Genomic DNA, 11,902 nt, shown 5'->3' on the forward strand with positions numbered 1-11,902 from the left:
GCCCGCCATCATCCCCGGACCAGCGCCGGGGCGCTCGTCCCGGCGCGCAGCCATTCCAGGAACTGGACGAGCTCGGCGGCGACGCTGCGGTGGTCCAGGTCGTTGAGCACGTCGTGGTGGCCGCCGGCGACGAGCACGAACCGGGCCCGGGGGAGCGTGGTCGCGAAAGCGCGCGCGGCTTCAGGGGACGCGACGCGGTCGGCTTCGCCGTGGAGCACGAGGACCGGGGCGGCCGGGCGGGCGATCGTGCCCGGGACGGGATCGCGCAGCGCGTCCCGCCGGAACTCGCGGTCGCCGGCGAGGAGGGCGCGGTGCACGGGACAGGCGGTCCGGGCGTCGAGCTCGCCGGGCCAGCCGTCCACCGGCGCGGTCGGTTCGAGGGGCAGGCCGGTCACCGCCACCCCGGCGACCGGGGTCTCGGTGGCCAGCTCGAGGGCCCGGAGCCCGCCGGTGTCGTGCCCGAGCAGCACCACCGGGTCTCCGCCGAGGTCCGCTTCGGAAGTCGTCACCCGGTACCCGTCGAAGGCCAGCCGCGTGCCGAGCCGGTGGTACAGCGCCGGGTGCTCGCCGCGGCCGGGCAGCAGGACGACCGTGCCGCGGACGGTGATTCCTTCGGCCGGGGCCCAGCGGGCCGGGCCGGGCGGGGCGAGGGTCATACGGCGGCCGCCGTGGCGGGCCGGCGCTCGCGGCGGGCCAGCTCGGACCGCACCAGCGGCAGCAGGTGCCTGCCGTAGTCGATGGCGTCGTCGAGTGGGTCGTAGCCGCGGATCAGCAGGGTGGTGACGCCGATGCCGACGTAATCCAGCAGCGCCTCGGCGACGGTTTCGGGCGTGCCGACCAGCGCGGTCGAGTTGCCGGCGGCGCCGGTCGCGGTGGCCAGGGGAGTCCACAGTGCACGGTCGTGGCGGTCGGCCTTCGCCGCCGCGGCCAGCAGTCGGACGCTGCCGACGTTGCCGGGCGGGCCGCCGTCGCGCCACTCGCGCGCCGCCTTCGCCGCGCCGGTCGCGGTGATCTTGTCGAGGATCCGCTCCGCGCGTTCCCAGGCCAGCTCTTCGGTCGGGGCGAGGATGGGCCGGAAGGACACGCTGATCCCGGGCGGGGTGAGCCGGCCGGCCGCCTTCGCCGCCGCCCGGACGGACGCGATCTGCTCCGCCGTTTCCTTCAGCGGCTCGCCCCAGAGCGCGAAGACGTCGGCGTGCTTGCCGCCGACGCGGTAGGCCGCTTCCGAGGAACCGCCGAAGTAGAGCGGGATCCGCGGGTTCTGCAGCGGCCGCACCTGCGGGGTGAACTCGTCGAGCCGGTAGTGCTTGCCGTGGTGGGAGAACACCGACCCGGACGTCCAGGCGCGCTTGAGGATCTCCAGGTACTCGTCGGTGCGCTCGTAGCGCTCGTCCTTGGTCAGGTAGTCGCCGTCGCGGGCCTGCTCGACGTCGCTGCCGCCGGTGATGGTGTGCACCGCGACGCGCCCGCCGCTGAAGTGGTCGAGGGTGGCGAACGCGCGCGCCGCCAGCGTCGGCGCGACGAAGCCGGGGCGGTGCGCGACCAGCACGCCGAGGCGCTCGGTGTGGGCGGCCGCGTAGGCGGCGACCTGCTGGCCCTCCGGCCAGCCCGCGCCGTAGCCGATGAGCACGCGGTCGAAGCCGCCGTCCTCGTGCGCCCGGGCGAACCGGCGGACGTAGGCGGGGTCGATGACCGGTCCTCTGGCCGGCCGGGTCTCGCTCGCGTCCTGGGTGCCGATCATGCCGACGAACTCGACGGGCATCTGCTTTCCTTTCGCCGCAAGACAAACGCAACGGTAGGGAACGGCATCCGCGGTCGCCCTGTCAATTGGGCATCTCCAGGTGTCCATTTGGTGGACGCCGCTGGCCGCGGGCGGTCGGGGCGGCTTATCGTCTCCCGCTCGCCGACCTTTCCGGAGGACTTTCGTGACCACGACCGTCGCCACCGTGCCGCCGCCCGATCTCGCCGCGTTGCCGTCGATCGTGGCCGGGCTGGCGTCGCGCGCGGGCGAACACGACCGCGAGGCGACGTTCCCGCACGAGGGCGTCGCGCTCGTGCACGCGGCCGGGTTGCTGACGACGACCGTGCACCCGCGCTACGGCGGTCCCGGCGCCGGAGTGCTCGACACCGCGCGGCTGCTCGCCGAGCTCGGCCGCGGTGATCCGTCGGTCGCGCTGGTGACCGCGATGACGCTGTTCGTCCACGCGGGGCAGGGTCTCGACCCGACCTGGCCGGACGACGTCTACCGGGAGGTGCTCGCCGAGTCCGCGGTGAGACCGGTGCTGATCAACGCCTTGCGCGTCGAACCGGAGCTGGGGTCACCGACCCGCGGCGGCCTGCCGGCGACGGTCGCGCGCCGGACCGCGGACGGCTGGCGGCTGTCCGGCCGCAAGATCTACTCGACCGGTTCGGTGGGCCTGCGGTGGCTGGTGGTCTGGGCCCGGACCGACGAGCCGGAGCCGCGCGTCGGCGGGTTCCTGGTGCGGGCCGACGCGCCGGGCATCGCGATCGAGCCGACGTGGGACCACCTCGGGCTGCGCGCGAGTGCGAGCCACGACGTGGTGTTCACCGACGTGCCGGTGGCCGAAGGTGCCACCATCGGACTGTCCACACCGGACACCCAGCGGCCGCCGGTGCTGACGTTCCCGTTGGCACTGCCCGCGTTGTACCTCGGCGTGGCGCGCAACGCGCTGGACTGGCTCACCGGGTTCTTGCGCGAGCGTGTCCCGAGCGGACTGGGCAAGCCGTTGTCCACGCTGCCGCGGTTCCAGACCGGCGTGGGCGAGATCGCCGCGCGGATCACCGGCGCGCAGGAGGTTTTGTTCGGACTGGCCCGCCGGGTCGACGAGGGTGACCCCGGTGCGGCGGCGCACGCGGGTGTGGCCAAGGTGCTCGCGACCCGGCTGCTCATCGAGGCGGTCGAGCAGGCGGTCGCACTGGCCGGCAACCCGGGGCTGACGCACGGAAACCCGTTGCAGCGCCACTACCGCGACGTGCTGTGCAGCCGGGTCCACACTCCCCAGGACGACGCGGTGCTGACCGGACTGGGGCGGTCGATCTTGGCGTGAGCCGGTCACTTCCTTGGGTGGCTCGCGACGTCGCCCGCCACCCCCGCCGCTTACCGGACCAGCACCCCAGGGAGCCGGGCAACCGGCAGCCCCTGCTGCGAGAACCCCCCGTCGGCGACCGTGCGCAGCGGCGCGATCGGGTCGTCGCCGAGGGGGTAGATGCCGACCTGGTCCGCGCCCGCTGCCCGGTGAGCCAGCAGCCGCTTCGCGACGGTCGCCGGATCGCCGTGTGCCACGAGCGCGTCGATGAGGCGGTCGCTGCCCGCGCCCGCGAGGTCGTCCTCGGTGAAGCCCAGGCGCCGGAGGTTGGTCGCGTAGTTGGCGACGCCCAGCGCTGTTCCGGGCGGCGCCGACCGGGCGATCGCGCGAGCCCGGGCCGCGTCCGGCTCGATCAGGGCGAAATGCCCCGGCAGCACCAGTTTGCCCGCACCGAGGACCGAGCGCGCCCGGCGGGTGTGCTCCGGCGTGACCAGGCACGGGACCGTCCCGGCGGTGCGGTCGCGGGCCAGTCGCAGCATCCTCGGCCCGAGCGCGGCCACCACGATCCGGTCCGCCGGCACGCCCGCGTGCGCGAGACTGTCCAAGTAGGACACCAGCGTGGCGTACGGCGAGGCGTACTCGGCGTGGACTTCGCGGTGCCCGATCCCGACGCCCAGCAGGAAGCGGCCGGGGTGCTTCGCGACGATCCGGTGGTAGGACGCGGCGACCGTCTCCGCGTCGGCGGTCCACGCGTTCACCACGCTCGTGCCGATGACCAGCCGCGTGGTGGCGTCGAGCAGCGCCTCGGCGAAGGCGAGGTCGGCGGGCGGCGAGGCGTCCAGCCAGAGCGTGCCGTAGCCGGCCCGCTCGACTTCGGCGGCGCGTTCCGGGGTCACTTCGTGCTCGCGCAGGTGGGCGCCGAGCAGACCGGGATCGAGGTTCATGCCCCGACTCCAGCACCGCGGCCGACCGCGAACCAGCGCCAGGCGCGACGCGCAGCGATAACCTGGAGGCATCGTCCCAGCCCAGGGGAGCACCGGTGGAACTACGGGCCTTGCGGTACTTCGTCACGGTCGCCGACGAGCTGCACTTCGGCCGCGCCGCGCAGCGGCTGCACATCGCCCAGCCCGCGGTCAGCAGGCAGATCGCGCGGCTGGAGCGCGAGCTGGGGGAGCGGCTGTTCGACCGGTCGCCGCGCCGGGTCCGGCTGACCGCGGCCGGGCACCGGGTGCTGGCCGCCGCCCGGGACGCGCTCGCGGCCGCGGACCGGGTCCGGAGCGCGGCCGCCGGGCCCGCGGGCGTCATGCGCATCGGCACGGCGGCCGGGGCCACCGCGCGGCTGGAGCGCGGGATCGACGCGCTGCGGGAGCGGTCTCCGGCGTTCGGCTTCGTGCTCGTCGACCTGCCGCCGGCCGAGCGATTGGACGCCCTGCGGCAGGGGGAGATCGACCTGGCACTCGCCCGGGGTGTGACCGCGGCGCCCGGGGTGCGGGTGCTGCCGGCCTGGACCGAGCCGCTGTTCGCGGTCGTGTCCGCGCGGCACCCCGCCGCCGGCCGCGAGGTCGTGAGCGTGGCCGAACTGGCCGACGGCGACCTGCGCGTCCACGACCCGGCCGTGCTGCGCGAAGCCGGTGTCCCAGTGCGGCCGGGGCGTCCGGCGGGGACGGTCCAGGACACGATCGTCGAGGTCGGCGCGGATCCGCGGGCCTGGACGGTGCTGCCCGCGGACCAGGTCGCGGAGATCCGGTCGACCCGGGTGCGGGCGATCCCGCTCGCGCCGCGGACGACGATCACCGGCAGCGTCGTCGTCCCGGACGACCTCCCGCACACCTGTGCGGCGGCCCACCGGGCCGCGTTCGGTGACTGACACCGGACCGCGGCTGGTCGCCCCCGCCACGCGGCTGCGCGCGGCCTGGCTCGACGCGCACGCGGAGTGGGGGCCGGGCAGGCACGAGGACGGCTTCGGTCTCCTGGGCGCCGACGAAGTCCTTACCCCGCAAGGTTTTTCGTCCTGGGTCGCCCGGCTCGGCCGGGACACGAGCTGCACGTACCGGTGGATCGCCGAGGACGGCGCGGTGCTCGGCGGGATCGCCCTGCGGCACGGAACCCACGAGTCCGTCCGGCGGGCCGGGCACCTCGGCTACGGCATCCGGCCCTCCGCGCGCGGCCGCGGCCTGGCCGGGTGGGCCTTGGGCTGGATGCTGGCCGAAGCCCGCAGCCTCGGCATGGACCACGTGGTGCTGGTGTGCGCGGCGGGCAACGTCGCTTCGGCGAGGACGATCGAGCGTCGCGGCGGGGTGCTCGAAGACGCCGGTGCCACGTGGCGCTACCGCATTCCGCTGCGGTGATCCGGCTCAGCGGTGCCAGTGCTCGGCGAGCAGTTCGTAGGACCGGACGCGGTCCGCGTGCGCGTGGGTGATGGTCGTGACGACGAGCTCATCGGCGCCGGTGGCTTCCTGCAGCTGCCGCAGCCGAGCGGCCACGGTGGCCGGGGAGCCGGTGAACTGGGTGCCGACGCGGTCGGCGACCAGGGCGCGGTCCTCGTCGGTCCACTCGTGCGCCGCGGCTTCCTCCGGGGTGGGGAAGCGGATCGCGCCCTCGGCGCGGCGGATGCTGCGGACCCAGAGGCCGTACCCCGAGGCGAGCTCCCGGGCCCTGGCGTCGTCCTCGGCGACGACCACGTCGGCCGACACCGCGACGTAGGGCCGGGGGAGCGTGTCCGAGGGCCGGAACGCCCGCCGGTAGGCGTCCACGGCTTCGAGCACGCTCGACGGGCTGACGTGGTAGTTCGCGGCGAACCGCAAGGAGTTCCGGCCGGCCACGGACGCGCTCTGCCCGCCGCTGCTGCCGAGGATCCAGATCTGCGGGCTCGCGCCTTCGCCCGGCACGGCGTGTGCTTCCACCCCGTCGGGGGCGCGGTAGGTGCCGCCGAGCAGGGCGAGGATGTCGTCGACCTGCTCGCCGTAGTCGGGTGATTCGGCGCCGGGCTGCTGCAGGAGCCCGAAGGTCACGCCGATCCGTGCCGACCGGGCCAGGCCGCTGAAGTCCGGCTTCGGCGGGATCAGGAGGCCGTTGGCGGCTTGGGTGGGCGCGACCGGATTCGCCGCCGCCGCGGCGTATTCGCGGACGAGCTGCTTGCCGCTGCGGCCGAGTCCCAGGTCGAGCCGCCCGGGGTGCAGCGCTTCGATGAGCCCGAACTCCTCGACCACGGCCAAGGGCGTGCGGTGGGCGAGCTGGACGCCCGCGGACCCGAGCCGGATCGTGGTCGTCGCACCCGCCACGAGCGCGATCAGCACCGGCGGGGACGCGCCGGCGACGCCGGGATTGAGGTGGTGTTCGGCGAACCAGTAGCGGTGGTAGCCGAACTCTTCGGCCCGCCGCGCGAGGTCGACGGTGTTGCGCACGGCTCCGGCGACATCGGAACCGGCGCTGATCGGGACGAGGTCGAGCACGGACAGCGGGACTTCGGGCATGAGTGGTCCTAGTCGGTTCCGGTGGTGAGCCGTCCACGGTGAGGACTCCACGACTATCCGAGCGCGGCCGTCGCCGCACGGGTGCTCAGGATGTGGAAACCGGGCGCTCCCAGGCATCGAGGTAGACGGCGCTTGCCAAGTCCGGGCGCGCGGCCGGCCGGAAGTCGCGTTGCGTGGTGTAGGCGACGGCCAGCAGGCTGATCTGGGTGACCTCGGCCGGGATGCCCAGCACGGCGGCGACCGCGGCTTCGTGGTCTTGGAGGTGGTAGCCGCAGATCGAGCTGCCGAGGCCGCGGGCGCGCAGGGCGAGCTGGAAGCTCCAGATGGCCGGGTAGGCGGAGCCGAAGTACGCGGACTGGGAGAACGCGTCGGCCGGCGGGCGGCCGATCATGCAGGGAATGGCCAGCACCGGCACGCGCTCGAGGGTGCGGACGAGGTGCTGGGCGGACTCCAGCGCGCGCCGCTCGACGAGGTGCCCGTACTTCGCCCAGGACGCTTCGGCGGTCGCGCGGCTGTAAGCGGCGATCTCGGCCTTGGCCCCGGCGTCCCGGACGAGCAGCCAGCGGAACTGCGCGGCCAGGCTGCCCGCGGCCGGCGCCTGCTGGGCGATGCGGAGGCAGTCGTCCAGGACGTCCTGCGGGACATCGCGGTCCAGGTCGAGCTTGCGACGGACGGACCGGGTGGTGGTGAGCACGGTTTCGGCATCCATACTTACAGCGTATGCGTACACTGTAAGTATGTCTCTGACCCGGGAGGAAATTCTCGACGCGGCATTGCGGCTGGCCGACGAGCGGGGGATGGCGGCGCTGTCGATGCGCAAGGTCGCGGCGGCGGTCGGCGTCGAGGCGATGTCGCTCTACAACCACGTCGAGAACAAGGGCGACCTGCTGGACGGGCTCACCGCGCGGGTCTTCGAGGAGGTGACGCTCCCCGATCCCGCGACGCACTGGGACGCGCGGCTGCGCTCGCTGGCCGAAGGGCTGCACGCGAGCTTTTCCCGGCACCCGGTGGTGGTCCGGGCACTGGCGGCGCAGGACGCGAACCCGCGTTCGCCCGGGGCGCTGCGGGTGATCGACGCACTGCTGGGGGCGCTGCTCGACGCGGGCCTCGCCGAGGAGGCCGCGGCCCGGAGTTACCGGTCCCTGCTGGGAATGCTGTTCGGTTCGGTGCTCACCGGGACGGCGGGCACGGCCACTCCGGCCGTCCGCGCCGAGCCGGTGGCGGCGTGGTTCCGGCGGACGGTGACGGCGGCGGAGTTGCCGAGCCTGCATCGGGTGTTGCCGGCCTTGGAGGCGGGTGACTGCGTCCAGGACTTCGAGTATCAGCTTGACCTGCTCATTGCCGGTCTGCGCCGCGGATGACTACCAGGGCAGTTCCCCGGTTTCGTCCTGGAGGGTCCCCGTGGGGCCGTCCGCGGCGAGGGTCGCCAGGCTCACGACAGTCCGGGCGCTTTCTTCCGGGGAACGTCCGATCCCGAAAGCCGCCGTCATGTCGGTGGCGGTCGTACCGGGCTCGACCGCGTTGAACTTGATGCCCGGCTGGGACTTCGCGTACTGGACCGTCAGCATGGTGGCCGCCGCCTTGGACGCGGAGTAGAGCGCGAGCGGCAGCCCGAACTCCGGCCGGTCGGGGTTGGTCACCGCCCAGAACGACCCTGCGCTGCTCGAAACCGTGACCACGGTGGGGTTCGACGACTTGCGCAGCAACGGAAGCGCCGCTTCGGTGACGCGCACGATCCCCACCGCGTTGGTGTCGAAGACCCGCAGCGCGGTGGGACCGTCGAGGGCTTCGCTGCCGAGGACGCCCGCGTTGTGGACCAGGACGTCGAGCCGTCCCTCCGTCGAGCCGATCGTGGCCAGCGCGCCGGCGACCGAGGCGTCGTCGGTCACGTCGAGCTGCACGAACCGGGCGCCGAGCTCGGCCGCGGCCTTCTCGCCGCGCTCGACGTCGCGGGCTCCGATGTAGACGGTGTGTCCCTGGGCCAGAAGCTGTTTCGCCGTCTCGAAACCGATGCCCTTGTTGGCTCCGGTGATCAGGGTGACGGTCATGGGGTGTCCTTTCGGTCGGTCAGCTGCCGGCGCAGCTCGCCGGCGTCGTGGAGGGCCGTCATGTGGACGAACCGTCCGTCGCGGACCTGGTAGATGGCGTACTCGTCGATCTCGAACGAGGCGCCGGCCGGTGCCACGCCGAGCCACTCCTTCACCGGCGTGCCCGTGTTGACCAGGCGCGCGGCCAGGCGGTCGCCGTCGAAGAGCAGGTCCTTCAGCTCCCAGTGCAGGTCGGGGACCGCGTCCACGTCGGCCCGCTGGACGGCGATGAGGTCGTCCCGGGTGGCCGGCTCGCCGTTGAGGGTGGTCCGGTCGGCGATGAACTCGGCCATCCGGTCGAAACGGTGGGCGTTGAGCTCGTTCAGGTAGCGCAGGTAGAACTCACGCAGGTCGGACATCGGTGGCCTCGGTCTCGTCCACTTCCGCATCGAACGATGCAGAACTCGACTGTAGCAGATTGCGCATCGATCGATGCGGAAGCCTGAAGGGTTAGACGAGAGGCCAGCCGCGCAGGGCGGCGTCGGCCATCTCCTGCAGTTCGCCGCGGCCGACGCCGCTCGCCGCTTGCACGGCGATGCCGTACGTCAAGGCGGTGAGGTAGCGGGCGAGCAGGGCCGGATTCGCCTCCGGGGGCAGGTCGCCGTCGTCGACGGCACGCTCGAACCGGTCGCGAAGGGTGGAGTAGCCGTCGTCGCGCCAGCCGACGAGCAGGTCGCGGGCGCCGCTGCCGGCGTCGCCGGTGGCCAAGGCGCCTTGGACGCCCAGGCACCCGTGCGGGCCGGCCGGGCGGGTGGTCGTCCGGATCGTGCCCGCGATGATCGCGGTGGCGACGTCGAGGGCGGTGGGCTCGTCAAGGGCTTGCACGACGTACGCGCTCGGACCTTCGGTGTAGCGCTCCAGGGCCTTGCGGAAGAGTTCTTCCTTGTTGCCGAAGGTCGCGTACATGCTCGTGGTCGAGATGCCCATCGCCTCGGTCAGGGTGGCCAGGCTGGCCCCCTCGTAGCCCTGCTCCCAGAACACCAGCAGGGCGCGCTCGAGTGCCGCGTCGGGGTCGAACCCCCGCGGCCGGCCGGTCGGGCGCCGCTTCTCGGTCTCCACCGCCGCAGTCTACCTTTTTTCGCATCGATCGATGCGAAACGTGCCCAGCCGATCAGTGCTGAACGGCGAGCCGCCAGAGTGAGGTGACTTCGGCCGCGCGCGCGGCGTGCAGGGGATCGTCCGGATCGGACGCGCGGGGGTGGCGTGGCCGGGTGTCGGTCTTGCCGGCCACCGTCAGCCCGGCGGCGTCGATCGCTTCGAGGAGATCGGCGCGGGACCGCAACCCGAGGTGCTCGGCGAGGTCCGACAGCACCAGCCACCCCTCGCCGCCGGGCTCGAGGTGCTTGCCCAGCCGATCCAGGTATCCCCGGAGCATCCGGCTGCCCGGGTCGTACACCGCGTGCTCGATCGGCGAGGTCGGCTTGGCCGGCAGCCACGGCGGATTGCAGACGACCAGGGGTGCCTCGCCCGCCGGGAACAGGTCGGTCCGCTCGAACCGCACGCGATCGGCGAACCCGAGCCGCTCGAGGTTGTCCTGCGCGCAGTCCAGCGCCCGCTGGTCCTGGTCCGTGGCCACGACCGAGCCGACCCCGCGGGCGAGCAGCACCGCGGCGAGCACGCCGGAGCCGGTCCCGATGTCGAACGCGAGCCTGCTCGACGGCAGCGGTGCCGTCGCCACGAGGTCGACGTACTCGCCGCGGGCCGGCGAGAACACCCCGTAGTGCGGGTGGATCCGGGCGCCGAGCCCGGGCACCTCGACCCCCTTGCGCCGCCACTCGTGCGCGCCGATCACGCCGAGCAGCTCGCGCAACGACACGACCGACGGCCCCTCCGCCGGGCCGTAGGCCTCCGTGCACGCCTCCCGCACGTCGGGTGCCCGGCGCAGGGGGACGACGTGCCCGGGGTCGACGGGCACGAGCAGCCTGCCCAGCAGCTGGGCCTGCCGGGCCTGCCGTTGGCGGTGCAGGTGGAACGCCTCGGTGGCGTTCTTCGCCGGACGTCGCTTGCCGGCCCGGCCGATCCTCCGGTCCACGGCCTTCAGCAGCTGCCGCGCGTTCTGGAAGTCACCGCGCCACAACACGGCCTTGCCCTCGACGGCCAGTCGGTAGGCCTCGTCGGCGGTGAGGTCGTCGTCGGCGACCACGATCTCGGCCGGCGGCGGCGCGTTGTTCTCCGACCGCCACTCGGCGGTCAGCTCTTCGCCGCCCTCGACCCAGCGGACGAGCATCGATTTCCCCCAGACCACGGTTTTCCCGGCACCCCACGATGTCAGACGCGAGTTCACCACGGACGTGCACCTAGCTGATGCGCGCCGCGGTGTCGTGGAACGCGTGGCGGATCGCCGACACGTCGCGGGCCCGGCTCGGGTGCACGCGGTTCGTCAGCAGCACGTAGTACCGGCGGCGGGCGGGCTCTACCCAGAGGCTCGTGCCCGTGAACCCGGTGTGGCCGTAGGAATCCGGCTGCAGCGCGGTCCCGACGGGCGAGCCGGGGACGTCCAGGCCCTGCCACGCCAGACCGCGGCGCAACCCCCGGGTGTGGCAGGCGATCATCTCCGCGTGCGTCTGCGGCTTCAGCAGCGGGGACGCACCCGCGGCCAGGATCCGGCCCAGGCGCGCCACGTCCGCCAGGGGCGCGAACAGGCCCGCGTGCCCGCAGATCCCGCCCAGCACCACCGCGTTCTCGTCGTGGACCTCGCCGGTCACGACGCGGCCGCGCCACGGGCAGTCCTCGGTGGCCACCGCGTCGTCCGCCGGGCCGAACGTCGTGTCCCGCATCCCCGCCGGGGTCGTCACCAGGTCCGCGACCAGGCGGTCCAGCGGCCGCCCCGAAGCCGCCGACGCGATCACGCCTAGGAGGATGAACCCCTGCGACGAGTACTCCACCCGGCTGCCGGGCGGGGCGGGCAGCGGCGTCGTCCGGATCGCTTCCAGCAACGCCGCGCGCGTCGGGAACGTGCGCCACAACGGTGTCCCGCCCGGCGGGGTTGCGGGTGCCGTCCGGGCCGGGGCTGGGCGTGACGGTGGACGAAGAGAAGCTGGCTCATTACGCCGGACGCAACGAGCGGGAAGGCGACTTGACGGGCTGAACCGCGGTGGGTGAGCGTCAGCGCGGGTTCGCCCGCTGAAGCTCCGGCGACGGTTCCGTCGTCAGGGTCGCGTCACGGCAGGGGCCCTCGGTCCTCGTCGATGGAGGATTCCGGCCACCCGGCGTCCCGAATCCTCCATCGACACCTTGCGGCCGGGCCCCCAGCCGGACGATTCCGCCCGGGCGGCGCGCTGCCGGACCCCTGTCG

General features: G+C 73.6%; 14 protein-coding genes. 4 read left to right on the plus strand and 10 right to left on the minus strand.

Annotation, left to right across the window (positions count from 1 at the left end):
* Positions 1-8: 8 nt before the first annotated feature.
* Positions 9-656: an alpha/beta hydrolase gene (locus QQ657_RS01345; RefSeq protein ID WP_284740146.1), complete on the minus strand. Its 648-nt coding sequence runs from the start codon at positions 654-656 to the stop codon at positions 9-11.
* Positions 653-1,762 (minus strand): LLM class flavin-dependent oxidoreductase, encoded by a 1,110-nt coding sequence (locus QQ657_RS01350; protein ID WP_284740147.1) that lies wholly within the window; start codon positions 1,760-1,762, stop codon positions 653-655. The genes QQ657_RS01345 and QQ657_RS01350 overlap by 4 nt, the downstream gene beginning before the upstream one ends.
* A 163-nt stretch (positions 1,763-1,925) precedes the next feature.
* Between QQ657_RS01350 and QQ657_RS01355 the strand changes: the two genes are divergently transcribed.
* Positions 1,926-3,068 carry an acyl-CoA dehydrogenase family protein gene (locus tag QQ657_RS01355; RefSeq protein WP_284740148.1) on the plus strand — a complete coding sequence of 381 codons (1,143 nt, stop codon included), beginning with the start codon at positions 1,926-1,928 and terminating at the stop codon, positions 3,066-3,068.
* 50 nt (positions 3,069-3,118) lie between these two features.
* Here QQ657_RS01355 and QQ657_RS01360 read toward each other — a convergent pair whose 3' ends face one another.
* Positions 3,119-3,991 (minus strand): TIGR03620 family F420-dependent LLM class oxidoreductase, encoded by an 873-nt coding sequence (locus QQ657_RS01360; RefSeq protein WP_284740149.1) that lies wholly within the window; start codon positions 3,989-3,991, stop codon positions 3,119-3,121.
* A gap of 95 nt (positions 3,992-4,086) precedes the next feature.
* Here QQ657_RS01360 and QQ657_RS01365 point away from each other — a divergent pair, with 95 nt between their 5' ends.
* Both QQ657_RS01365 and QQ657_RS01370 read left to right on the plus strand, forming a co-directional pair.
* Entirely contained in the window at positions 4,087-4,914 is an 828-nt protein-coding gene (locus tag QQ657_RS01365; RefSeq protein WP_284740150.1) for a LysR family transcriptional regulator, read from the plus strand.
* Complete coding sequence (locus QQ657_RS01370) at positions 4,907-5,395, plus strand: GNAT family N-acetyltransferase (RefSeq protein WP_284740151.1); 489 nt, start codon at positions 4,907-4,909, stop codon at positions 5,393-5,395. Before QQ657_RS01365 ends, QQ657_RS01370 begins: the two co-directional genes overlap by 8 nt.
* 6 nt (positions 5,396-5,401) lie before the next feature.
* Here QQ657_RS01370 and QQ657_RS01375 read toward each other — a convergent pair whose 3' ends face one another.
* Entirely contained in the window at positions 5,402-6,520 is a 1,119-nt protein-coding gene (locus QQ657_RS01375; protein WP_284740152.1) for an LLM class flavin-dependent oxidoreductase, read from the minus strand.
* 85 nt (positions 6,521-6,605) lie between these two features.
* The gene (locus tag QQ657_RS01380; protein ID WP_284740153.1) at positions 6,606-7,229 is read right to left on the minus strand and encodes a nitroreductase family protein; all 624 of its coding nucleotides are present in this window, start codon (positions 7,227-7,229) and stop codon (positions 6,606-6,608) included.
* Between the two features lie 28 nt (positions 7,230-7,257).
* Between QQ657_RS01380 and QQ657_RS01385 the strand changes: the two genes are divergently transcribed.
* Positions 7,258-7,881 carry a TetR/AcrR family transcriptional regulator gene (locus QQ657_RS01385; protein ID WP_284740154.1) on the plus strand — a complete coding sequence of 208 codons (624 nt, stop codon included), beginning with the start codon at positions 7,258-7,260 and terminating at the stop codon, positions 7,879-7,881.
* Here QQ657_RS01385 and QQ657_RS01390 read toward each other — a convergent pair whose 3' ends face one another.
* The 5 genes from QQ657_RS01390 to QQ657_RS01410 all read right to left on the minus strand — a co-directional run bounded on the left by QQ657_RS01390 (position 7,882) and on the right by QQ657_RS01410 (position 11,573).
* Positions 7,882-8,568 (minus strand): SDR family NAD(P)-dependent oxidoreductase, encoded by a 687-nt coding sequence (locus QQ657_RS01390; protein WP_284740155.1) that lies wholly within the window; start codon positions 8,566-8,568, stop codon positions 7,882-7,884.
* Complete coding sequence (locus QQ657_RS01395; RefSeq protein ID WP_284740156.1) at positions 8,565-8,966, minus strand: ester cyclase; 402 nt, start codon at positions 8,964-8,966, stop codon at positions 8,565-8,567. The genes QQ657_RS01390 and QQ657_RS01395 overlap by 4 nt, the downstream gene beginning before the upstream one ends.
* 91 nt (positions 8,967-9,057) lie before the next feature.
* Complete coding sequence (locus QQ657_RS01400; RefSeq protein ID WP_284740157.1) at positions 9,058-9,666, minus strand: TetR/AcrR family transcriptional regulator; 609 nt, start codon at positions 9,664-9,666, stop codon at positions 9,058-9,060.
* A gap of 52 nt (positions 9,667-9,718) precedes the next feature.
* Complete coding sequence (locus QQ657_RS01405; RefSeq protein ID WP_284740158.1) at positions 9,719-10,834, minus strand: methyltransferase; 1,116 nt, start codon at positions 10,832-10,834, stop codon at positions 9,719-9,721.
* Positions 10,835-10,904: 70 nt separating this feature from the next.
* Positions 10,905-11,573 carry a serine hydrolase domain-containing protein gene (locus QQ657_RS01410; RefSeq protein WP_284740159.1) on the minus strand — a complete coding sequence of 223 codons (669 nt, stop codon included), beginning with the start codon at positions 11,571-11,573 and terminating at the stop codon, positions 10,905-10,907.
* Positions 11,574-11,902: the final 329 nt, after the last annotated feature.

Origin of the sequence: Amycolatopsis ponsaeliensis (assembly GCF_030182635.1) — a bacterium.
In the GTDB taxonomy this organism is placed as follows: domain Bacteria; phylum Actinomycetota; class Actinomycetes; order Mycobacteriales; family Pseudonocardiaceae; genus Amycolatopsis; species Amycolatopsis ponsaeliensis.

What these genes read in the sequence shown, in the direction of transcription:
- QQ657_RS01345 (WP_284740146.1), bottom strand. Translation starts at nt 656, where the DNA reads ATGACCCTCGCCCCGCCCGGCCCGGCCCGCTGGGCCCCGGCCGAAGGA.
- QQ657_RS01350 (WP_284740147.1), bottom strand. Translation starts at nt 1,762, where the DNA reads ATGCCCGTCGAGTTCGTCGGCATGATCGGCACCCAGGACGCGAGCGAG.
- QQ657_RS01360 (WP_284740149.1), bottom strand. Translation starts at nt 3,991, where the DNA reads ATGAACCTCGATCCCGGTCTGCTCGGCGCCCACCTGCGCGAGCACGAA.
- QQ657_RS01375 (WP_284740152.1), bottom strand. Translation starts at nt 6,520, where the DNA reads ATGCCCGAAGTCCCGCTGTCCGTGCTCGACCTCGTCCCGATCAGCGCC.
- QQ657_RS01380 (WP_284740153.1), bottom strand. Translation starts at nt 7,229, where the DNA reads ATGGATGCCGAAACCGTGCTCACCACCACCCGGTCCGTCCGTCGCAAG.
- QQ657_RS01385 (WP_284740154.1), top strand. Translation starts at nt 7,258, where the DNA reads ATGTCTCTGACCCGGGAGGAAATTCTCGACGCGGCATTGCGGCTGGCC.
- QQ657_RS01390 (WP_284740155.1), bottom strand. Translation starts at nt 8,568, where the DNA reads ATGACCGTCACCCTGATCACCGGAGCCAACAAGGGCATCGGTTTCGAG.
- QQ657_RS01395 (WP_284740156.1), bottom strand. Translation starts at nt 8,966, where the DNA reads ATGTCCGACCTGCGTGAGTTCTACCTGCGCTACCTGAACGAGCTCAAC.
- QQ657_RS01405 (WP_284740158.1), bottom strand. Translation starts at nt 10,834, where the DNA reads ATGCTCGTCCGCTGGGTCGAGGGCGGCGAAGAGCTGACCGCCGAGTGG.